Origin of the sequence: Duganella sp. Leaf126, from assembly GCF_001423125.1 — a bacterium.
Classification (GTDB): Bacteria; Pseudomonadota; Gammaproteobacteria; order Burkholderiales; family Burkholderiaceae_D; genus Rugamonas.
In genome coordinates this window covers 758,989-779,311 of the sequence record NZ_LMNW01000001.1, presented here as the reverse complement: position 1 = coordinate 779,311, position 20,323 = coordinate 758,989, and the positions used below count along the sequence as shown (strand labels likewise).

The 20,323-nt window shown below is 59.8% G+C and carries 21 protein-coding genes and 3 pseudogenes; 23 read left to right on the top strand and 1 reads right to left on the bottom strand.

Annotated features, from left to right (window positions below; genetic code table 11):
• Positions 1-92 precede the first annotated feature (92 nt).
• The 11 genes and pseudogenes from rpsL to ASF61_RS03315 all read left to right on the top strand — a co-directional run bounded on the left by rpsL (position 93) and on the right by ASF61_RS03315 (position 13,367).
• The gene (rpsL, locus tag ASF61_RS03355) at positions 93-473 is read left to right on the top strand and encodes a 30S ribosomal protein S12 (RefSeq protein ID WP_019923502.1); all 381 of its coding nucleotides are present in this window, start codon (positions 93-95) and stop codon (positions 471-473) included.
• 149 nt (positions 474-622) lie between these two features.
• Positions 623-1,093 carry a 30S ribosomal protein S7 gene (gene rpsG / locus ASF61_RS03350; RefSeq protein ID WP_008444271.1) on the top strand — a complete coding sequence of 157 codons (471 nt, stop codon included), beginning with the start codon at positions 623-625 and terminating at the stop codon, positions 1,091-1,093.
• Positions 1,094-1,207: 114 nt separating this feature from the next.
• Entirely contained in the window at positions 1,208-3,313 is a 2,106-nt protein-coding gene (gene fusA, locus ASF61_RS03345) for an elongation factor G (RefSeq protein ID WP_056151039.1), read from the top strand.
• Between the two features lie 69 nt (positions 3,314-3,382).
• Positions 3,383-3,603, top strand: a pseudogene (locus tag ASF61_RS23860) (GTP-binding protein); the annotation flags it as partial.
• 1 nt (position 3,604) lies between these two features.
• Positions 3,605-4,608 (top strand): annotated as a pseudogene (gene tuf / locus ASF61_RS03340) (elongation factor Tu); the annotation flags it as partial.
• Positions 4,609-4,691: 83 nt separating this feature from the next.
• Positions 4,692-4,772, top strand: a pseudogene (locus ASF61_RS24505) (elongation factor Tu); the annotation flags it as partial.
• A 259-nt stretch (positions 4,773-5,031) separates the two neighbouring features.
• Positions 5,032-5,349: a 30S ribosomal protein S10 gene (gene rpsJ / locus ASF61_RS03335; protein WP_005663509.1), complete on the top strand. Its 318-nt coding sequence runs from the start codon at positions 5,032-5,034 to the stop codon at positions 5,347-5,349.
• A gap of 283 nt (positions 5,350-5,632) precedes the next feature.
• Entirely contained in the window at positions 5,633-8,614 is a 2,982-nt protein-coding gene (locus ASF61_RS03330) for a TonB-dependent receptor (protein ID WP_229205686.1), read from the top strand.
• Positions 8,615-8,696: 82 nt separating this feature from the next.
• Complete coding sequence (locus ASF61_RS03325; protein ID WP_056151035.1) at positions 8,697-9,410, top strand: SapC family protein; 714 nt, start codon at positions 8,697-8,699, stop codon at positions 9,408-9,410.
• Positions 9,403-10,407: a cupin-like domain-containing protein gene (locus tag ASF61_RS03320; RefSeq protein WP_056151033.1), complete on the top strand. Its 1,005-nt coding sequence runs from the start codon at positions 9,403-9,405 to the stop codon at positions 10,405-10,407. The genes ASF61_RS03325 and ASF61_RS03320 overlap by 8 nt, the downstream gene beginning before the upstream one ends.
• A 203-nt stretch (positions 10,408-10,610) precedes the next feature.
• Positions 10,611-13,367: a TonB-dependent siderophore receptor gene (locus tag ASF61_RS03315; RefSeq protein ID WP_056151030.1), complete on the top strand. Its 2,757-nt coding sequence runs from the start codon at positions 10,611-10,613 to the stop codon at positions 13,365-13,367.
• Between the two features lie 68 nt (positions 13,368-13,435).
• On the opposite strand, the gene ASF61_RS03310 is transcribed toward ASF61_RS03315, so the two are convergent.
• On the bottom strand, positions 13,436-14,287 hold the full coding sequence (locus ASF61_RS03310) for a PEP-CTERM sorting domain-containing protein (RefSeq protein WP_056151029.1): 852 nt from the start codon (positions 14,285-14,287) through the stop codon (positions 13,436-13,438).
• A gap of 351 nt (positions 14,288-14,638) precedes the next feature.
• On the opposite strand from ASF61_RS03310, the gene rplC reads away from it, so the two are divergent.
• The 12 genes from rplC (at position 14,639) to rplX (ending at position 20,317) form a co-directional block, all read left to right on the top strand.
• A complete protein-coding gene (rplC, locus tag ASF61_RS03305; RefSeq protein WP_056151027.1) occupies positions 14,639-15,295 on the top strand; it encodes a 50S ribosomal protein L3 in 657 nt (218 codons plus the stop codon).
• Positions 15,296-15,298: 3 nt separating this feature from the next.
• Positions 15,299-15,919, top strand: coding sequence for a 50S ribosomal protein L4 (rplD, locus tag ASF61_RS03300; protein ID WP_056151025.1), 621 nt, complete (start codon positions 15,299-15,301; stop codon positions 15,917-15,919).
• On the top strand, positions 15,916-16,230 hold the full coding sequence (gene rplW / locus ASF61_RS03295; protein ID WP_019923491.1) for a 50S ribosomal protein L23: 315 nt from the start codon (positions 15,916-15,918) through the stop codon (positions 16,228-16,230). The genes rplD and rplW overlap by 4 nt, the downstream gene beginning before the upstream one ends.
• Positions 16,230-17,060 (top strand): 50S ribosomal protein L2, encoded by an 831-nt coding sequence (gene rplB, locus ASF61_RS03290; protein ID WP_056151022.1) that lies wholly within the window; start codon positions 16,230-16,232, stop codon positions 17,058-17,060. Before rplW ends, rplB begins: the two co-directional genes overlap by 1 nt.
• A 9-nt stretch (positions 17,061-17,069) precedes the next feature.
• Positions 17,070-17,345, top strand: coding sequence for a 30S ribosomal protein S19 (gene rpsS, locus ASF61_RS03285; RefSeq protein WP_050409767.1), 276 nt, complete (start codon positions 17,070-17,072; stop codon positions 17,343-17,345).
• On the top strand, positions 17,342-17,674 hold the full coding sequence (gene rplV, locus ASF61_RS03280; RefSeq protein WP_174864456.1) for a 50S ribosomal protein L22: 333 nt from the start codon (positions 17,342-17,344) through the stop codon (positions 17,672-17,674). The genes rpsS and rplV overlap by 4 nt, the downstream gene beginning before the upstream one ends.
• Positions 17,675-17,683: 9 nt before the next feature.
• Positions 17,684-18,466: a 30S ribosomal protein S3 gene (rpsC, locus tag ASF61_RS03275; protein WP_056151019.1), complete on the top strand. Its 783-nt coding sequence runs from the start codon at positions 17,684-17,686 to the stop codon at positions 18,464-18,466.
• Positions 18,467-18,468: 2 nt separating this feature from the next.
• On the top strand, positions 18,469-18,888 hold the full coding sequence (gene rplP / locus ASF61_RS03270) for a 50S ribosomal protein L16 (protein WP_019923487.1): 420 nt from the start codon (positions 18,469-18,471) through the stop codon (positions 18,886-18,888).
• A gap of 12 nt (positions 18,889-18,900) precedes the next feature.
• Positions 18,901-19,092 carry a 50S ribosomal protein L29 gene (rpmC, locus tag ASF61_RS03265; RefSeq protein WP_056146773.1) on the top strand — a complete coding sequence of 64 codons (192 nt, stop codon included), beginning with the start codon at positions 18,901-18,903 and terminating at the stop codon, positions 19,090-19,092.
• A complete protein-coding gene (gene rpsQ, locus ASF61_RS03260; protein WP_056151017.1) occupies positions 19,089-19,358 on the top strand; it encodes a 30S ribosomal protein S17 in 270 nt (89 codons plus the stop codon). Before rpmC ends, rpsQ begins: the two co-directional genes overlap by 4 nt.
• 265 nt (positions 19,359-19,623) lie before the next feature.
• On the top strand, positions 19,624-19,992 hold the full coding sequence (gene rplN / locus ASF61_RS03255) for a 50S ribosomal protein L14 (protein WP_019923485.1): 369 nt from the start codon (positions 19,624-19,626) through the stop codon (positions 19,990-19,992).
• 10 nt (positions 19,993-20,002) lie between these two features.
• Positions 20,003-20,317: a 50S ribosomal protein L24 gene (rplX, locus tag ASF61_RS03250; RefSeq protein ID WP_056151015.1), complete on the top strand. Its 315-nt coding sequence runs from the start codon at positions 20,003-20,005 to the stop codon at positions 20,315-20,317.
• Positions 20,318-20,323: the final 6 nt, after the last annotated feature.

The following is a 20,323-nucleotide window of genomic DNA, read 5'->3' as shown; positions in this document are numbered from 1 at the left end:
GCGCGCTTGCAGCGTCCGCTCGATCGAGACTGAGATTCGTCCCCGGACTTCGTCCGGGTTGTCCACGTTGTTATTAAGTTGGGTTTAGAACGATGCCAACCATCAATCAACTGATTCGCAATCCACGCGTCGCCCTGACCGTGAAAAGCAAATCGCCGGCGCTGGAAAACAGCCCGCAAAAGCGCGGTGTTTGCACCCGTGTGTACACCACCACTCCTAAGAAGCCTAACTCGGCTTTGCGTAAAGTCGCCAAGGTGCGTCTGACCAACGGTTTCGAAGTCATTTCGTACATCGGCGGTGAAGGCCACAACCTGCAAGAGCACAGCGTTGTCCTGCTGCGCGGCGGCCGTGTCAAAGACTTGCCAGGTGTGCGTTACCACATGGTTCGCGGTGCACTCGATACCCAGGGCGTCAAAGACCGTAAGCAAGCTCGCTCGAAATACGGTACCAAGCGTGCCAAGGCCAAGAAGTAATCTGCATTAAAAGTTTTCGCTCAGTGGCAACTAGCTAAGTGAATGTAATCGACCGGAAATGGTCGAGTAAGTGGATGGTTATGATGACCCTCCGCGAGAGTGCGAATCCCATATCTGCGCACCTCAACTGAAGATTGAAAGGAATTGATATGCCACGTCGTCGTGAAGTACCCAAGCGCGAAATCCTGCCGGATCCAAAATTCGGTAACACGGATGTCGCCAAATTCGTGAACGTTCTGATGCTGTCCGGTAAAAAATCGGTCGCAGAAAACATCATCTACGGTGCCTTCGAGCACATCGCTGCCAAGTCGGGCAAAGACCCGCTGGAAGTGTTCGCCACCGCAATCAACAACGCCAAGCCGCTGGTTGAAGTAAAATCCCGTCGCGTCGGTGGTGCAAACTACCAGGTGCCGGTTGAAGTACGCCCAGTCCGTCGCATGGCGCTGTCGATGCGTTGGCTGCGTGAAGCTGCGAACAAGCGCAGCGAAAAATCCATGCCACAACGCCTCGGCGGTGAGCTGATGGAAGCGGCTGAAGGCCGCGGCGGTGCGATGAAAAAGCGTGATGAAGTGCACCGTATGGCAGAAGCGAACAAGGCGTTCTCGCACTTCCGCTTCTAATAAAATCGACCGGGCCACTGTGGTCTGGTTGTTATCTGTTGTTCGAGGCCGGGCTCATTTTTTGTCACAAAAAATGGTGCTCGGTTTTGTCCATTAAAAGATTTAGGATTAATTATGGCCCGCAAGACCCCCATCGAGCGCTACCGCAACATCGGTATCTCCGCTCACATCGATGCAGGTAAGACCACTACCACCGAGCGCGTTCTGTTCTACACGGGCGTGAACCACAAGATCGGTGAAGTTCACGATGGCGCCGCCACCATGGACTGGATGGAGCAGGAACAAGAGCGCGGCATTACCATTACCTCGGCAGCGACGACCTGCTTCTGGAAGGGTATGGCCAACAACTTCCCTGAGCACCACATCAACATCATCGACACCCCGGGCCACGTCGACTTCACCATCGAAGTTGAGCGCTCGATGCGCGTGCTCGACGGCGCCTGCATGGTTTACTGCGCAGTCGGCGGCGTGCAGCCACAGTCGGAAACCGTGTGGCGTCAGGCTAACAAGTACAAAGTGCCACGTTTGGCCTTCGTCAACAAGATGGACCGTACCGGCGCCAACTTCTTCAAGGTGTACGAGCAGATGCGCGCCCGCCTGAAGGCGAACCCGGTCCTGATCCAGATTCCGATCGGCGCTGAAGACAACTTCAAGGGCGTGATCGACCTGGTCAAGATGAAAGCGATCCTGTGGGACGACGCTTCGCAAGGCATGAAGTTCGACTACGTCGATATCCCTGCCGAGCTGGCCGATTCGGCTGCCGAGTGGCGCGAGAAGATGGTTGAAGCCGCTGCTGAAGCGACCGAAGACCTGATGAACAAGTACCTGGAAGAAGGCGACCTGTCGGAAGCCGAGATCAAGCAGGCACTGCGTACCCGTACCATCGCCTCGGAAATCGTTCCTATGCTGTGCGGCACCGCCTTCAAGAACAAGGGCGTGCAGGCCATGCTGGACGCGGTCATCGAATACCTGCCATCGCCGGTGGACATCGCTGCCGTGGGCGGTACCGACGAAGACGAAGCACCAGTCACCCGTAAAGCATCGGACGACGAGAAGTTCTCGGCGCTGGCATTCAAGATCATGACCGACCCGTTCGTCGGCCAGCTGGCCTTCTTCCGCGTGTATTCGGGCGTGGTCAATGCCGGCGATACCGTGTACAACTCGGTTAAAGGTCGTAAAGAGCGTCTGGGCCGTATTCTGCAGATGCACGCCAACCAGCGCGAAGAGATCAAGGAAGTGCGCGCCGGCGACATCGCCGCTGCCGTGGGCCTGAAAGACGTGACCACTGGTGAAACCCTGTGCGATCCGACCTCGATCATCACCCTGGAAAAAATGGTCTTCCCTGAGCCGGTGATCCAGCAGGCCGTGGAACCAAAAACCAAGGCCGACCAGGAAAAAATGGGCCTGGCGCTGAACCGCCTGGCACAGGAAGATCCGTCGTTCCGCGTGAAGACCGATGAAGAATCGGGCCAGACCATCATCGGTGGTATGGGCGAGCTGCACCTGGAAATTATCGTTGACCGCATGAAGCGCGAATTCGGCGTGGAAGCGACCGTCGGCAAGCCACAAGTGGCTTACCGCGAAACGATCCGCAAGACCTGCGAAGAATCGGAAGGCAAGTTCGTCAAGCAATCCGGTGGTCGTGGTCAGTACGGTCACGTGGTGCTGAAGATCGAACCGCAAGAGCCAGGCAAGGGCTTCGAGTTCGTTGACGCCATCAAGGGCGGCACCGTGCCACGCGAGTACATCCCTGCGGTGGAAAAAGGCGTGCGCGGCACCCTGAACACCGGCGTGCTGGCGGGTTACCCCGTGGTGGACGTCAAGGTCACGCTGTTCTTCGGTTCGTACCACGACGTGGACTCGAACGAAAACGCGTTCCAGATGGCCGCTTCGATGGCATTCAAGGAAGGCTGCCGCAAAGCATCGCCAGTCATCCTGGAGCCGATGATGGCTGTGGAAGTGGAAACGCCGGAAGACTACGCCGGTACCGTGATGGGCGACCTGTCGTCCCGCCGCGGTATGGTGCAGGGCATGGACGAAATCCCAGGCGGCGGTGGCAAGATCATCAAAGCCGAAGTGCCACTGTCGGAAATGTTCGGTTACTCGACCACCCTGCGTTCCGCAACGCAAGGCCGTGCAACCTACACGATGGAATTCAAGCACTACTCGGAAGCGCCTAAGCACGTGATCGACGCGATCGTTACCGCGAAAGCCAAGTAATTAGTGTCATTGCGGTCCGGTCGATCACCGGGCCGCATATTTCAAACAATGTTTTAAGGATGATTCAAAATGGCAAAAGAAAAGTTCGAGCGGACTAAACCGCACGTCAACGTAGGCACCATCGGTCACGTCGACCACGGCAAAACCACCCTGACCGCTGCAATCGCAACCGTTCTGTCGAAGAAATTCGGYGGCGAAGCGAAAGCCTACGACCAGATCGACGCTGCACCAGAAGAAAAAGCACGCGGCATCACCATCAACACCGCCCACGTTGAGTACGAAACCGCTGGNGGCGAAGCGAAAGCCTACGACCAGATCGACGCTGCACCAGAAGAAAAAGCACGCGGCATCACCATCAACACCGCCCACGTTGAGTACGAAACCGCTGGCCGTCACTACGCCCACGTTGACTGCCCAGGCCACGCCGACTACATCAAGAACATGATYACCGGCGCAGCGCAGATGGACGGCGCRATCCTGGTGTGCTCGGCTGCTGACGGCCCAATGCCACAGACCCGCGAGCACATCCTGCTGGCCCGTCAGGTTGGCGTTCCATACATCATCGTGTTCCTGAACAAGTGCGACCTGGTCGACGACGAAGAGCTGCTGGAACTGGTCGAAATGGAAGTGCGCGAGCTGCTGTCGAARTACGAGTTCCCAGGCGACGACCTGCCAATCATCAAAGGTTCGGCACGTAAAGCACTGGACGGCGACACCGGCCCACTGGGCGAGCAAGCCATCATGGCCCTGGCCGAAGCACTGGACAGCTACATCCCTACGCCAGAGCGCGCAGTGGACGGCGCCTTCCTGATGCCAGTGGAAGACGTGTTCTCGATCTCGGGCCGCGGTACCGTGGTGACCGGTCGTGTCGAGCGCGGCATCATCAAGGTCGGCGAAGAGATCGAAATCGTYGGTATCACCGACACCGTGAAAACCACCTGCACCGGCGTGGAAATGTTCCGCAAGCTGCTGGACCAGGGTCARGCTGGCGACAACGTCGGTCTGCTGCTGCGCGGCACCAAGCGTGAAGACGTGCARCGTGGYCAAGTGCTGGCCAAGCCAGCCTCGATCAAGCCGCACAACCACTTCACCGGCGAGATCTACGTGCTGTCGAAAGACGAAGGCGGTCGTCACACCCCGTTCTTCAACAACTATCGTCCACAGTTCTACTTCCGTACGACTGACGTGACCGGTTCGATCGAGCTGCCAGCCGACAAAGAAATGGTTATGCCAGGCGACAACGTGTCGATCACCGTCAAGCTGATCAACCCGATCGCGATGGAAGAAGGTCTGCGNGATCGAGCTGCCAGCCGACAAAGAAATGGTTATGCCAGGCGACAACGTGTCGATCACCGTCAAGCTGATCAACCCGATCGCGATGGAAGAAGGTCTGCGTTTCGCTATCCGTGAAGGCGGTCGTACCGTCGGCGCCGGCGTTGTTGCAAAAATCATCGCTTAATTTTTGAGCGCTGAATAAACCGGGCCCGGCAAGGGGGCGTCGAAAAACCGTTGCGAGCGGTTCGTTATCGTCGGGAGTAGCGGAAGCGTACGGAGGTACGCTGAGCAACGGAGCGGCGATAGCGGGACGCGCAGCAGGTTTCGCGATGTCCCCGCAAGGTGTGATACCATGCTGGGCTCGGTTGTAAGACTGAACCACATCGTTCTTTTTAAATGCTGGCGCTACAAAGTAGCCAGTTCGCTCTTTTCAAGGAAAAGTCATGTCCGCACCAAACCAGAAAATCCGTATCCGTCTGAAAGCTTTCGACTACAAGCTGATCGACCAGTCCGCACTGGAAATCGTTGACACCGCCAAGCGCACCGGCGCCGTGGTCAAAGGCCCAGTCCCACTGCCAACCCGTATCCAGCGCTTCGACGTGCTGCGTTCCCCGCACGTCAACAAGACCTCGCGCGACCAGTTCGAGATCCGCACCCACCAGCGCCTGATGGACATCGTCGATCCAACCGACAAGACCGTTGACGCCCTGATGAAGCTGGACCTGCCAGCTGGTGTTGACGTCGAAATCAAACTGCAATAATCGGATTCCAGCGGGGCGGTGCAGCGCATCGCCAGCTGATCAGGCCGGACGGTAACGTCCGGCTTTTTTTATGGGCGCAAACCGTTGCGCGTTTACCTCACTCTCGCGTCTGTCTCGAACAATTAACGAGTTGAATTGACTAAAAATCATTTTCCTCCTATCCTTGATAGCGCTATCCACACGCTAAGCGCGTCCCCCGGGACCACTGTAGTCCCGTCTGCTTAACCCGAAAAAAAGTCGTAAAAACGTACTGATACATAACGGAGACAAAATGCAGCAACACATGAAAACGTTTTCAAGCCGCCAGCCCAGGCAACGTCGTCTGATCGCCCTGGCCGTGGCCGGCGCGTGCGCCAGCTTCGCCACTTTTGCACCGGCCCATGCCCAGCAATCGGCGCCCGTGCCTGGCGATGTCGACGGTCCGAAAGTGGTCGTGACCGGCATCCGCGCCAGCATGCAATCCACCATGAACATGAAGCGCAATGCCGACGGCATCGTCGATGGCATCGTCGCGGACGACATCGGTAAATTCCCCGATACCAACCTGGCCGAGTCGCTGCAGCGCATCAGTGGCGTGTCGATCGACCGCAGCAACGGCGAAGGGCAGAAAGTGACCGTGCGCGGCCTCGGTCCCGACTTCAACCTGGTGCTGCTCAACGGCCGCCAGATGCCGACCACCGACCTGGGCGACCTGGGCGGCCGTTCGTTCGACTTCTCGAACCTGGCGTCGGAAGCGATTTCGCAGCTGCAGGTGTACAAGTCCGGCCGCGCCGACAACCCGACCGGCGGCATCGGCGCCACCATCAATGTGATGACCGCCCGTCCGTTCGACAATCCCGGCATGCATTCGAGCATTGGCATCAAGGCCGTCAACGACACCTCGAACAAGCACCTGCCAAGCATGCTCAAGGGCGACAGCGTGACCCCGGAAATCTCGGGCATCTATACCAACACCAGCGAAGACGGCCGCTTCGGTGTGGCCGTGAGCGCCAGCTACCAGGAGCGCAACTCGGGCTTCAACCGCGCCGGCCTGGCCAATGGTTACCAGGATCCGCACCTCGGTTCGGATACGACCGAAGGGTCGACGCTGCCGCAGCCGGGCCAGCCCGGTTCGGAAAAGATTACCAACCGTCCCGGCCCGACCGACGTCTATTCGATCCCGCAAAACTTCGGCTATGGCGTCAACGGCATCCAGCGCCAGCGCACCAACGGCCAGCTGGCCCTGCAATTCCGTCCGGTCAAGGACATCACCAGCACGCTGGACTTCACCTATTCGGAAAACAAGGTGCAGACCAAGCGTAACGAACTGAGCGTATGGTTCGCGCAGACGCCGACGTCCACCAGCAGCTGGCCAGGCGGTCACGTGCAGACGCCGCTGACCTACATGGAAACCTACAAGACGCCGCAGGACATCTCGATCGTGGGCGGCGACTACGCCACCAAGACCAAGAACGAGTCGATCGGCTTCAACACCGTGTGGAAGGCCACCAACGCCCTGCGCCTGCAGTTCGACGCCCACCACTCGACCGCCGAATCGGGCGCCGACAGCCCGTTCGGGACCGAGAACAACCTGTCGAACGCGACCTTCAGCCGTGGCGACACCATGGTCGACTTCACCAACAAGCTGCCGATCGTCTCGATGCCGGCGGCCAACCTGACGGCGCAGCCGATCCAGGGCACCGGTTCGTGGTTCCACAACAGCTATGAGAAATCGAAGATCGACCAGGTGCAAGCCGGCGGCGACTGGCAGGTGCTCGATGCCTCGACCGTCAAATTCGGCGCCGGCTACATCAAGTCGTCGAACCGCTCGACCTACTCGAACGTCCAGAACAACACCTGGAGCGGCGCCAGCAAGGCGTCCGACTACCCGGCCAATCTGTACCAGGCCAACCCGCTCGGCGATTACTTCAGCAAGATCGGCAGCTCGCCCAACCTGTTCGGCAGCCTGTACACGTTCGACTTCGCCACCGTGCGCGCGCTGACCGCCAACGCCGTCGGCAACCAGGCTGCCTACCTGCCGAACTTCGCCAGCGCCGACACCGATCGCCGCCTGACGGAAAAGACCAGCTCGGTGTACACGTCGTTCAATACCGACTGGGACACGGCCATGCCGATGCACACCTCGGTCGGCCTGCGGTTCGAAAAAACCAAGGTGACCTCGGTGGCGCAGGTGCAACCCGGCACGGCCATGGTCTGGGTGTCCCAGAACGAGCTGCCCGTCACCTTCGGCGGCATTTCCCTGTCCGAAACGGGTTCGTCGTACACCAACCTGCTGCCTAACCTGAACTTCGACGTCGATCTGCGTCCCGACATGAAGCTGCGCGCCAGCGCCGGCACCACCATCGGCCGCGCCCGTTACGACCAGCTGCAGGGCGGCCTGAGCCTGGGTACCATTGCCAGCACCTACAACGGCACGGCCTCGGTCGGCAACCCGGCCCTGAAACCGGTGAAATCGAAAAACCTCGACCTGTCCTACGAGTGGTACTACGACAAGCAGAGCGTGTTCTCGCTGGCCCTGTTCCGCAAGGAGATGGACAACTACGCCGGCACCATCGTGGTCCCGCAATCGCTGTACGACCTGCACACGCCGGTCGGCGGCGCCTATTACAAGGCGGCGCTGGCCAACGGCGGTTGCACGGTGGCGGACACCAACTGCATCCGCAACTACATCCTGAGCAACTACGACGGTCAGCCGGGCGTGCAGCGCACGGGCGTGAACTCCGACGGCAATCTCAAGGGCAATATCACGGGCTTGCCGACCGATCCGCTGGCCAACTTCCTGACCACCAGCTATGCCAACCAGCGCTCGGCCCGCGTCAGTGGCGCCGAAGCGAACATCCAGCACATGTTCGGCCGCACCGGCTTTGGCGTCCAGGCCAACTACACCTATGTACGCTCGCCGCTCAAGTACGACAATGCCAATATCAGCGACCAGTTCGCGATCCTGGGGCTGAGCAATTCGGCCAACGTGGTCGGTATCTTCGAGAACGAGACGTGGTCGGTGCGCCTGGCGTACAACTGGCGCGGCGAGTTCCTCGCGGCCACCGTCGATGGTTCGGGCAAGGCAGCGCCGGTGTACACCGACAGCTATGGCCAGACCGACGTCAGCATCGGTTACAACTACAACAAGAACCTGAGCTTCCAGCTCGAGGCGATCAACCTGACCGACGAGACCCAGCGTCAGCACGGCCGCACCAGCCGCTCCACGCTGAACGTGACGCAGGCCGGTCCGCGGTATATGCTGGGCGCGCGCTACAAGTTCTGATCGGCCACATCGTGGTGTAACCGGGGGCGGCGTGTCACACGTCGCCCTTTTCTTGTTTAAACGAACCTCCATTCAGCGAGCCATGGCCAAGCCAGTCTTACTCAACAATATTACCCACCAACACCTGCGCGTGCGCACCGGCTACGGCGCCGCCTTCGGCGACGACCAGATGGCCGCGCCCATCGTCGCGGCCGAGTTCCGCCAGGTGCAGGCCCATTATCCGATCGTGTTCCGTGCCACCGACAGCGGTTTCGAGGCGCTCGCCCTGTTCGGCCTGGCGGCCGGCGAAAACCTGTTCCTGACCGATGCCGATGCCAATGCTGAGGGTGGCTGGGATGCCGATTACGTGCCGCTGGCCGTGCGCCGCCAGCCCTTCCTGATCGGCGTCTCGGGCCAGGAGCTGACCGTGCACGTGGACCAGGACAGCGCCCGCCTGCGCTGCGGCCCCGCAGAGGGCCAAGCCGTGTTCCTGGAAGAGGGCAGTCCTGCGCCTTACCTCGAAGAGATCAATTCGATGCTGTTCACGCTGCACGAAGGCATGCTGGCCATGGCCGACTTCATCGCTGCGCTGCAAGCGCATGCGCTGCTCGAGCCTTTCACGTTCGAGGTCGAACTGGCCGATGGCAGCGAACGCCGGCTCGGTGGCCTGTACACGATCAACGAAGAGGTGCTGGCGGCGCTGGACGCGACCGCGCTCGACCGCCTGCACCGCGCCGGCTACCTGCTGCCGATTTACATGGTGGTGGCGTCGCTGTCGAATTTCCGCGCCCTCATCGACCGCAACAACCGTGGTTAAACCGGTTACCGACATCGACTGCAGCAACGGCGCGCCGCTGCCCGACACGGTGCTGACCGCCACCGAACCGGTGGTCCTGCGCGGCCTGGCAGCGCACTGGCCGCTGGTGCGCGCTGCGCGCACCTCGGCGGCCGCGGCGGACGCCTACCTGCGCGGCTTCTATCGCGACGCCACCGTGATGGCCATGCACGGCGCGCCCGAGATCGACGGGCGGATCTTTTACAACGACGACCTGAGCGGCTTTAATTTCACCATGCAGCAGGTCCGCTTCGACGCCGTGCTCGACGCCTTGCGCGCCCACCGCGACGATGCGCGCCCGCCCACGCTGTACGTGGGCTCGACCACGATCGACGCCTGCCTGCCGGGCTTGCGTGCTGAAAACGATATCGACCTTGGCGGCCGCGATGCGCTGGCCAGCATCTGGGTCGGCAACCGTACCCGCATTCCGGCCCACTACGATTTACCGGATAACCTGGCCTGCGTGGCGGCCGGGCGCCGCCGCTTCACCCTGTTCCCGCCCGATCAACTGGCCAACCTGTATATCGGCCCGCTGGACCTGACGCCGGCCGGCCAGGCGGTCAGCCTGGTCGACTTTACCGCGCCCGACCCGGCCCGCTATCCGCGCTTTGCCGAGGCCTGGGCCCACGGACAGCAGGCCGAACTGGCTGCCGGCGACGCCATCTTCATCCCCAGCATGTGGTGGCACCACATCGAAGCGCTCGACAGCTTCAACGTGCTGGTGAACTACTGGTGGCGGCAGTCGCCCGCCTATATGGACACACCGGCCACCACGCTGCTGCATGCGCTGCTGACCATGCGCGATCTGCCGCCGGCGCAGCGCCAGGCCTGGCAGGAACTGTTCCGCCATTATGTGTTCGAGAGCGATGGCAGCGAAGCGGCCCACATCCCCGCCGCAGCCCGCCACGTGCTGGCCCCGCTCGACGCCAACGGCGCCCGCATGCTGCGCGCCCACCTGCTCAATCGCATGAAGCGGTAACCAGCGCTACAACAAAAATACAACAAAATACGGGCTTTTTTGCCTTTCGCCATCCTAAAAACGGCTTTGCCTCTTCTCCTGCGCACCAATATTGTGCGAAATTGCTGCCCAGACGTTATAAGTGCGGTCGCACTGAAAAACGCAAAGTAGATCAATCTTTCAGGAGTAGTTTTGAAACACACCATGAAAAAAGCGCTGTGGCCATGGCGCTGGGTTTGGCATTTTCGCAGCACAGTGCAGCGCAGGAGACAGCGGACCAACCGAAGCTGCAACGCGTAGAGATCACCGGCAGCAGCATCAAGCGTACCGAGCAGGAAGCTGCCGGTTCGATCCAGATTCTCAACCGCGACGACATCGAGCGCACCGGTGAGACCTCGGCGCTGGGCATCCTCAATGCATCGTCCGCCATCAGCACCAGCATCAATTCGTCGACCAGCAGCTCGGGCAGCTTTGCCACCGGTTCGTCGGCAGTCGGCATGCGCGGCCTGGGCAAGGTCGCCACGCTGGTGCTGGTCAACGGCCAGCGTATCGCCCAGTACGGCCTGGCCGATGGCGCCCAGGAAAACTTCACCAACCTCGACGCCATTCCGGCGGCCGCCATCGACCGGATCGAGATCCTCAAAGACGGCGCCTCGGCCATCTACGGCTCGGACGCGATTGCCGGCGTGGTCAACATCATCCTGCGCAAGGATTTCGAAGGCGCCAAGATCACCGGCAACTACAAGGAATCGGACGGCTTCCGGGACCAGCGCAACCGCAGCGTTTCCGGCATCGTCGGCTGGGGCGATATCGACAAGAACGGCTTCAATACCTACCTGACCTACGAAGCGTACAAGAGCGACGGCTTCAGCGTGGGCGACCTGCGCAGCCACTATCCGGAATGGCATCGCCAGACCCCGGCGCGCTCGACCTGGGACGCCAAGAGCGTGTTTTCGCCTACCGGTAACTACCTGCAGGCCGATGGCAAGCAGGTGCGCGCAGCCGGCTGCCCGACCGACGCCATCGATCCGGCGGACGGCCTGTGCAAGCTGGACGTGCTGCCGTACACGGGACTGAGCACCAACGCCAAGCGCTACGCGGTGGCCAGCAATACGCACTTCCGTATCGGCAAGAGCGTCGATGCCAACTTCGAGATCACCGCCGCCGGCGCCAGCAACGATTACATCGTGCCGCCGCTCAATGCCAGCAATGGTTCGGCTACCAGCTCGTCGAGCACCTGGTACAACGCCATCGACGGCAAAATGGTGGGCCCGTTCTTCTATCCGAAGCTGCCGGTCGGTCATCCGAACAATCCGTACAACGTCCCGGTCGAATACCGTGCGCGCCTGATGGACACCGGTAACGGCTTCAACTTCAACCGCACCGAGTCCGACCAGTCGCGCGCCATGCTGAGCCTGAGCGGCGACATCCGCGACTTCGACTGGAAATCGTCGGTCGGCTACATGAAGTCGACAGCGACCAAGGCCACCCGCGCTGCCAGCGCCAAAGGCTACACCGACGCCATCGTCAACGGTACCTACAAGTTCGGTCAGCAAAACGATTACGCCCTGCTCGATTCGATGTTCCCGGTACGTACCACCACCGGCGAATCGAAGATTGCGTTCGCCAATGCCGTGGTTTCGGGCGAAGTGATGCAGTTGCCGGCCGGCCCGCTGAGCGTTGCCTTCGGCACCGACATCCGCCAGGAAAAATACGAGATGGCCAGCTCGGACAATGTGCTCCGCGGCGAACTGGTCGGCATTGCCGGCCTGCAGGTCAAGGACACCATGGATCACTACGCGCTGTTCGCGGAAGCGACCATCCCGGTGATCAAGCGTGTCGAGCTCAGTGCTGCGCTGCGCGCCGACAAATCGACCAACAGCGACGTCCATTACTCGCCCAAGCTGGGCCTGCGCTACAACGCCACCGACAGCCTGTTGCTGCGCGCGACCGTGTCCGGCGGCTTCCGCGCGCCGAACGTGGTGGAAACCGGTAACGGCCTCGGTCGCAGCTCGTTCGCGACCAATGTCACCGACCCGCGCCGTTGCGAGATCGCCAGCACGCTGGGCAACCTGGTGCCGGCGTCCGCCACTGCGGACAAGACCCGCGCCAACACCTTCGTCAATGCCGATTGCAAGGCCGGCATTCCGACGTTCGTGTCGTCGAACAAGGACCTGAAGCCGGAAACCTCGCGTTCGGTCACGGCAGGCTTCGTGTTCGAGCCGGTGAAGAACTGGACCATGGCGCTCGACTACTACCACATCGAACGCAAGGACGAGATCGGTACCCGCCCGGTTTCCGACATCCTGCGCGGCGAAGCCAGCCTGCCTGCGGGCCAGCTGGTGCGCGTCGATAACAGCGCGTCCGATGCGGAATTCATCACCCTGGTGAAAAAATACGCACCGAACACGACGGTCAATTTCGGCGGCGTCGGCGCCATCGGCCTGTTGTACAACCCGTACGTCAACAGTGGCAAGACCCGCGCGTCGGGCTTCGACTTCGACGCCTCGGGTCGCTTCAACACCGACCTCGGTCAGGTGCGCCTGAAGCTCGAGGGCAGCTATCTGTGGAAGTACCAGCAGTACAGCGTGGCCAACGGTGCTTACGACGTCAACATGGCTGGCACCTATGACCTCGGTTCGCGCCTGAACACCAAGCTGCGCGGCTACCTGAAGTCGGGCAACTTCGACAACGGCCTGACGCTCAACTACCTGAGCGGCTTTAGCAACAACAGCCTGGACGCGATGACGTATTGCGCCACCAACAAGGTCGCAGCTGCCAATCTCGACACCTGCGGTCATGTCGGCAGCAACACCACGGTCGACTACAACCTGGCCTACACCGGCATCAAGAACACCAAGCTGATGCTGTACATCGACAACCTGTTCGACCAAGCGGCGCCGATCCAATGGCGTCGTGGCTATGCGGACTCGTTCCAGTTCCGTCGCATCGGCGTGAGCGCCAGCTACACGTTCTTCTGATCGTCAGCTGATCGCCGGCATGCGTGCCGGCACGCCCCGAGACCAGGCCTGCGCGCCTGGTCTTTTTTTTAGCACGGCCGCCGGATCGGACGCTGGCCGCCTGCAGCGCGGCGCCGGGCCAGGGTGCCCGTCAGTAGCAGGCCGCTCAGCAGCAGGGCGTAAGTGCCGGGCTCCGGAACCGGGGCGACGCCGCCGAGCAGCGGGACAGGGCTGACCGTGATGTCGGTCAGCGCCAGGAAGCGCAGGTTCAGGAGCAGGGCGCTGTCGCCGGGGTTGGCGAAGGCCAGCAGGAAGCGTTCCTGGCGCTCGGCCAGCGTGGCCAGCGGATCCCAGGTGTTGAGGGCGCTCTCGCGCGTGAGCAGGCTGGTGGTGGTGCCGTCGGCGTCGGTGATGAAGACCGAGGCCCAGCCGAACAGCGCGTACTGTACGCCGGGGTCGAGGGTGCGGCGCACCTGGGTAAACAGGTCGCCGCCGACCGTGAGCAGGCTGTGCGGCGCCAGCGTCAGCGACAGTTGCTGGGTGCCCTCGGCGCCGAGGTAATTGCCGGTGCCCAGCGTGGCGTCGGCCGCGGCACTGGAGGTGAGGTTGCCGATGCCGCCGGCAGTGCTGGCCACTGCGGTGCCGGGACCGGCATTGGCGGGCAGTTGCGCCTGACCAGCGCCGTACGGCGCCGGGAACACGCTGGTCTGGGTGTAACTGCCGCCGTTGTTGACGGTGTTCAGATAGGTCAGCAAGCGGCTTTCCGCATAACCGAGCGTATAGCCGGCAGGAGCGCCGTCGCCGGGCGTGAGGTCGATCACGCCGAGCGTGATGTTGTCGATGCGGGTGGTGCCGTCGGCGCCGGCCAGGGCCGACGGCGAGGCGAGGGTGGTGGACAGTGCGGCCAGGGTCAGCAGCACGGCGGGGAGCACGGTTTTCATGGCAACTCCGGTAGGTGGACGGTGGGACGAGGCAGGCGGACGCCTGCCTGACCGATGCTAGGCCGCTGACGCCCCGGCCGTTTGCGCACACGCAGGGTGCGCCGCCAAACCCGCATGGCGCGGGCCTTTGCGCGCGCAAGCAGTCATCTTTGCCACAGCTTTTCCGTCTCGCAATGCGCCAGCTGCCACGGCGCCTGAAAAACCTGACATACCTCGTACTAAGTTGTTGCGTCAAGGGTCTTTTCACGCTACACTAGCCGGCTTCGGTATGGATTCATCTTTTTATTGGTCCGTACTTATTTTGTAGTTCAACATATCCCTGCCCAATCGTAGGTGGGAATTGGAGAAAAAATGAGCCTTGGCCTCCTCGGTCGCAAGGTTGGCATGATGCGCATCTTCACCGATGACGGGGATTCGATCCCAGTCACCGTGGTTGACGTATCGAACAACCGTGTTGCACAAATCAAAACTCCTGAAACTGATGGTTACACTGCAGTTCAGGTCGCATTCGGTCAACGTCGCGCTTCCCGCGTAACGAAAGCTGTTGCTGGTCACCACGCCAAAGCTGGTGTTGAAGCTGGTACTCTGCTTAAGGAGTTCCGCATCGACGCAGCCAAAGCGGCAGAACTGAAAGCTGGCGAAGTCATCGCTGCCTCCCTGTTCGAAGTCGGTCAGAAAATCGACGTTCAAGGCGTGTCGATCGGTAAAGGCTATGCCGGTACCATCAAGCGTCACAACTTTGCTTCGGGTCGTCAGACTCACGGTAACTCGCGTTCGCACAACGTACCAGGCTCGATCGGTATGGCGCAGGATCCAGGTCGCGTATTCCCTGGTAAGCGCATGACCGGTCACATGGGTGACGTTACCTGCACCGTGCAGAACCTCGAAATCGCCCGCATCGACGCCGACCGCCAGCTGCTGCTGGTCAAAGGTGCGATTCCTGGCGCCAAAAACGGCCAGGTCGTGGTATCGCCTGCTGTCAAAGTTAAAGCAAAGAAGGGAGCTTAAACGATGGAACTCAAGCTCTTGAATGCTCAAGGTCAAGCCGCCTCTAACGTTGCTGCCGCCGACTCCGTTTTCGGCCGTGACTACAACGAAGCCCTGATCCACCAGATCGTCGTTGCTTACCAAGCCAATGCTCGCAGCGGCAACCGTAAACAAAAAGACCGTGAAGAAGTCCACCACACGACCAAGAAGCCATGGCGCCAAAAAGGTACCGGCCGTGCTCGTGCTGGTATGTCGTCGTCGCCACTGTGGCGCGGCGGTGGTCGCATCTTCCCGAACTCGCCTGACGAGAACTTCACCCACAAAGTGAACAAGAAGATGTATCGCGCAGGTATCTGCTCGATCCTGTCCCAGCTGGCTCGTGAAGAGCGCCTGGTTGTTGTTGAAGACTTCGCCATCGAAGCTCCAAAAACCAAGCTGCTGTCGCAAAAGCTGACCGGTATGGGCCTGGAGTCCGTGCTGATCATCACCGACGTCGCCAACGAAAACCTGGAACTGGCATCGCGCAACCTGCCTAACGTACTGGTTGTTGAACCGCGTCACGCAGATCCGATGTCCCTGGTGTTCTACAAGAAGATCGTGGTCACCAAAGCTGCATTGGCCAAGATTGAGGAGATGCTGGCATGAGCGCATTGAAATTTAGCGAAGAGCGCCTGATGAAGGTGCTGGTTGCTCCGGTGATTTCCGAGAAGGCCACCATGGTCGCGGAAAAGAACGAGCAGATCGTGTTCCGCGTCACCACCGACGCAACCAAGCCAGAAATCAAGGCTGCCGTTGAACTGCTGTTCAAAGTGCAAGTGGAATCGGTGCAAACCGTGAACCGCGAAGGTAAGCAGAAGCGCTCGGGCGCCCACACTGGCCGTCGCAACCACACCAAGCGTGCTTTCGTGTGCCTGAAGCCTGGCCAGGAAATCAATTTCACCGAGGAGGCTAAATAATGGCACTCGTTAAGATGAAGCCAACCTCCCCAGGCCGTCGCGGCATGGTGAAAGTTGTCAACAGCGACCTGTACAAAGGTCGTCCGCTGGCAGCGCTGGTTGAGAAAAAATCGAAGACCGCTGGCCGTAACAACAACGGTCACATCACCACCCGTCACATCGGTGGTGGTCACAAGCAGCACTACCGTCTGATCGACTTCAAGCGTAACAGCAAGGATGGCATCCCGGCGAAAGTGGAACGTATCGAATACGATCCAAACCGTACCGCGCACATCGCACTGCTGTGCTACGCCGACGGCGCCCGCGCTTACATCATCGCCACCAAAGGCATGGCTGTCGGCGACACCGTGATGAACGGTTCGGAAGCCCCGATCAAGGCCGGTAACTGCCTGCCGATCCGCAACATCCCGGTCGGTACCATCATGAACTGCGTCGAAATGCTGCCAGGTAAAGGTGCGCAAATCGCCCGTACCGCCGGCGCCGGCGTGGTCCTGATGGCCCGTGACGGCACCTACGCCCAGGTTCGCCTGCGCTCGGGTGAAGTGCGCCGCGTGCACATCGAGTGCCGCGCCACCGTCGGTGAAGTCGGCAATGCCGAACACAGCCTGCGCAAGATCGGTAAAGCCGGTGCCATGCGTTGGCGCGGTGTCCGTCCGACCGTGCGCGGTGTGGTCATGAACCCGATCGACCACCCGCACGGTGGTGGTGAAGGTCGTACGGCAGCAGGTCGTCACCCAGTGTCGCCATGGGGCCAGCAGACCAAGGGTAAGAAGACGCGCAGCAACAAGCGTACGTCTTCCATGATCGTCTCGCGCCGCGGCAAGAAATAAGGATAAATCATGACTCGTTCATTGAAAAAAGGGCCGTTCTGTGACGCCCACCTGGTGAAAAAAGTCGAAGCCGCGCAAGCGACAAAAGACAAAAAGCCAATTAAAACCTGGTCCCGTCGTTCGACCATCATGCCTGACTTCATCGGCCTGACGATCGCTGTCCACAACGGCAAGCTGCACGTGCCTGTGTACGTTTCCGAGAACATGGTAGGTCACAAGCTCGGCGAATTCGCGCTGACCCGCACGTTCAAGGGCCATGCCGCTGACAAGAAGGCGAAGAAATAATGGAAACCAAAGCTATTCTCAAAGGCGTGCGCCTGTCGGACCAAAAAGGCCGTCTGGTTGCTGACCTGATTCGTGGCAAGAAAGTTGACGCAGCACTCAACATTCTGCAATTCAGCCCGAAAAAAGGCGCCACCATCATCAAGAAGGTGCTCGAGTCGGCAATCGCCAACGCCGAGCACAATGACGGTGCCGATATCGACGAGTTGTTCGTGAAAACGATCTACGTTGAAAAGGGCCCGATCCTCAAGCGCTTCACTGCACGCGCTAAAGGTCGTGGCGATCGTATCTCGAAACAATCGTGTCACATTTATGTGACCGTCGGTAACTAAGGAGCTACGATGGGTCAGAAAATTCATCCAACCGGTTTCCGCCTGGCGGTCACCCGTAACTGGGCTTCGCGCTGGTACGCAGGCAACGGCAATTTCGCTGCCATGCTGAACGAAGACCTGAAAGCACGCGCTTACCTGAAGACCAAGCTGAAAAACGCTTCGGTCGGCCGCATCGTCATCGAGCGTCCAGCCAAGAACGCGCGTTTCACGATCTACAGCTCGCGTCCGGGCGTGGTCATCGGTAAAAAAGGCGAAGACATCGAAGTACTGAAGTCGGCGCTGACCAAGATCATGGGCGTGCCGGTGCACGTCAATATCGAGGAAATCCGCAAGCCGGAAATCGATTCGCAGCTGATCGCCGATTCGATCTCGCAGCAGCTCGAAAAGCGCATCATGTTCCGTCGCGCCATGAAGCGCGCGATGCAAAACGCCATGCGTCTGGGTGCCCTGGGCATCAAGATCATGTCGTCGGGTCGTCTGAACGGCATCGAGATCGCTCGTACCGAATGGTATCGCGAAGGCCGTGTGCCACTGCACACCCTGCGCGCCGACATCGACTACGGCACCAGCGAAGCTTCGACCACCTACGGCATCATCGGCGTCAAGGTGTGGGTCTACAAGGGTGATCGTTCGGCGAACGGCGACGCACCAGTGATCGATACCCCACCAGACGAGAAAAAGCCACGTGGCCCACGTCGTGACGACGGCAAGCCATCGGGCCGTCCACGTCCAGCTGGTCCTGCAGGCGCCCGTCGTGCTGCTGCCAAGCCGGCTGAGAAAGCAGGAGAATAATCATGCTGCAACCAGCACGCAGAAAGTATCGTAAAGAGCAGAAAGGCCGTAACACCGGCATTTCGCATGGCACCGGCACTTCGGTATCGTTCGGTGAATTCGGTCTGAAAGCGGTCGCCCGTGGTCGTATCACGGCACGCCAGATCGAAGCCGCTCGTCGCGCCATGACCCGTCACATCAAACGTGGCGGTCGTATCTGGATCCGCGTTTTCCCGGACAAGCCGATTTCGAACAAGCCAGCTGAAGTTCGTATGGGTAACGGTAAAGGTAATCCAGAGTACTACGTCGCTGAAATCCGTCCAGGCAAAGTCCTGTACGAAATGGACGGCGTCGCAGAAGAACTGGCGCGCGAAGCGTTCCGCCTGGCCGCTGCCAAACTGCCACTGGCGACCACCTTCGTGGTCCGTCAAGTTGGCCAATAACAGGAGTGAAATATGAAAGCATCTGAACTCCGCGGCAAAGACCAGGCAGCTCTGCAAAAAGAGCTGAATGACCTGTTGAAGGCCCAGTTCGGCCTGCGTATGCAAATCGCTACGCAGCAGCTGAGCAACACCTCGCAGCTCAAGAAGGTACGTCGCGATATCGCACGCGTAAAAACGGTAATGAACACCAAGGAAGCCAAATGACCGAACCAGTAAAGTCGCTCAAGCGCACCCTGATCGGTAAAGTGGTGTCCGACAAAATGGACAAAACCGTTACCGTTCTGATCGAACGTCACGTGAAACATCCTTTGTACGGCAAGATCATCGTTCGTTCGGCAAAGTACCACGCCCACGACGAGACCAACCAGGTGAAAGCCGGTGACACGGTGGAAATCGTGGAAGGTCGTCCGATCTCCAAGACCAAGGCATGGACCGTGACCCGTGTGGTGCAAGCCGCACAAATCGTTTAATTGAAGTCACGCCGCCGGAACTGTGGTTCCGGCGGCGCTTTTCAATTAATTCTTGCAAGCCCGCAAAAGGTATGTAATACTTGCGGGCTTCGTTCATGTAACGCCGCAAAGTGTCTGGCCACAGACGCTGAACCGTGCGGTCAGTAGCAGTACGAAGGTCAAGCACCCAAACAATGCACTCTGCTTGAGCGCATTGGCGGGACCAAGACTGACCGCAGGTCCGCATTGTGTGGATTCTTCGGCTTAAGTTGGGAAAGAGAATACTATGATTCAAACTGAAAGCCGGCTCGAAGTTGCCGACAATACCGGTGCAAAAGAAGTTCTGTGCATCAAGGTATTGGGCGGCTCCAAGCGCCGTTATGCTGGCATTGGCGACGTGATCAAAGTAACCGTCAAGGTTGCTGCCCCACGTGGTCGTGTCAAAAAAGGTGAAATTTATAACGCCGTGGTTGTGCGCACCGCTAAAGGTGTTCGCCGCCAAGACGGTTCCCTGGTGAAGTTCGACGGCAATGCCGCCGTTCTGTTGAACGCCAAGCTGGAACCGATCGGTACCCGTATCTTCGGACCAGTGACGCGCGAACTGCGCACTGAAAAGTTCATGAAGATCGTGTCCCTGGCACCTGAAGTACTGTAAGGAGTCAGCAATGGATAAGATTCGTAAAAACGACGAAGTCATCGTTCTGGCCGGTAAAGACAAGGGCAAACGCGGTGTCGTTTCGCGCCGTGTCGACGCAGAACACGTAGTGGTGGAAGGCGTCAACGTTGCCAAAAAAGCGACCAAGCCGAACCCGATGACTGGCGTACAAGGTGGTATCGTCGACAAGACTATGCCGATTCACGTGTCCAACGTTGCATTGTTCAATGCAGCGACTGGCAAGGCAGACCGTGTTGGTTTCAAAGATGTCGACGGCAAAAAAGTCCGCGTCTTCAAATCGTCCGGCGAAGTAGTGAAGGCTTAAGAAATC

What these genes read in the sequence shown, in the direction of transcription:
- rpsL (WP_019923502.1), top strand. Translation starts at nt 93, where the DNA reads ATGCCAACCATCAATCAACTGATTCGCAATCCACGCGTCGCCCTGACC.
- rpsG (WP_008444271.1), top strand. Translation starts at nt 623, where the DNA reads ATGCCACGTCGTCGTGAAGTACCCAAGCGCGAAATCCTGCCGGATCCA.
- fusA (WP_056151039.1), top strand. Translation starts at nt 1,208, where the DNA reads ATGGCCCGCAAGACCCCCATCGAGCGCTACCGCAACATCGGTATCTCC.
- rpsJ (WP_005663509.1), top strand. Translation starts at nt 5,032, where the DNA reads ATGTCCGCACCAAACCAGAAAATCCGTATCCGTCTGAAAGCTTTCGAC.
- ASF61_RS03330 (WP_229205686.1), top strand. Translation starts at nt 5,633, where the DNA reads ATGAAAACGTTTTCAAGCCGCCAGCCCAGGCAACGTCGTCTGATCGCC.
- ASF61_RS03325 (WP_056151035.1), top strand. Translation starts at nt 8,697, where the DNA reads ATGGCCAAGCCAGTCTTACTCAACAATATTACCCACCAACACCTGCGC.
- ASF61_RS03315 (WP_056151030.1), top strand. Translation starts at nt 10,611, where the DNA reads ATGGCGCTGGGTTTGGCATTTTCGCAGCACAGTGCAGCGCAGGAGACA.
- ASF61_RS03310 (WP_056151029.1), bottom strand. Translation starts at nt 14,287, where the DNA reads ATGAAAACCGTGCTCCCCGCCGTGCTGCTGACCCTGGCCGCACTGTCC.
- rplC (WP_056151027.1), top strand. Translation starts at nt 14,639, where the DNA reads ATGAGCCTTGGCCTCCTCGGTCGCAAGGTTGGCATGATGCGCATCTTC.
- rplD (WP_056151025.1), top strand. Translation starts at nt 15,299, where the DNA reads ATGGAACTCAAGCTCTTGAATGCTCAAGGTCAAGCCGCCTCTAACGTT.
- rplW (WP_019923491.1), top strand. Translation starts at nt 15,916, where the DNA reads ATGAGCGCATTGAAATTTAGCGAAGAGCGCCTGATGAAGGTGCTGGTT.
- rplB (WP_056151022.1), top strand. Translation starts at nt 16,230, where the DNA reads ATGGCACTCGTTAAGATGAAGCCAACCTCCCCAGGCCGTCGCGGCATG.
- rpsS (WP_050409767.1), top strand. Translation starts at nt 17,070, where the DNA reads ATGACTCGTTCATTGAAAAAAGGGCCGTTCTGTGACGCCCACCTGGTG.
- rpsC (WP_056151019.1), top strand. Translation starts at nt 17,684, where the DNA reads ATGGGTCAGAAAATTCATCCAACCGGTTTCCGCCTGGCGGTCACCCGT.
- rplP (WP_019923487.1), top strand. Translation starts at nt 18,469, where the DNA reads ATGCTGCAACCAGCACGCAGAAAGTATCGTAAAGAGCAGAAAGGCCGT.
- rpmC (WP_056146773.1), top strand. Translation starts at nt 18,901, where the DNA reads ATGAAAGCATCTGAACTCCGCGGCAAAGACCAGGCAGCTCTGCAAAAA.
- rpsQ (WP_056151017.1), top strand. Translation starts at nt 19,089, where the DNA reads ATGACCGAACCAGTAAAGTCGCTCAAGCGCACCCTGATCGGTAAAGTG.
- rplN (WP_019923485.1), top strand. Translation starts at nt 19,624, where the DNA reads ATGATTCAAACTGAAAGCCGGCTCGAAGTTGCCGACAATACCGGTGCA.
- rplX (WP_056151015.1), top strand. Translation starts at nt 20,003, where the DNA reads ATGGATAAGATTCGTAAAAACGACGAAGTCATCGTTCTGGCCGGTAAA.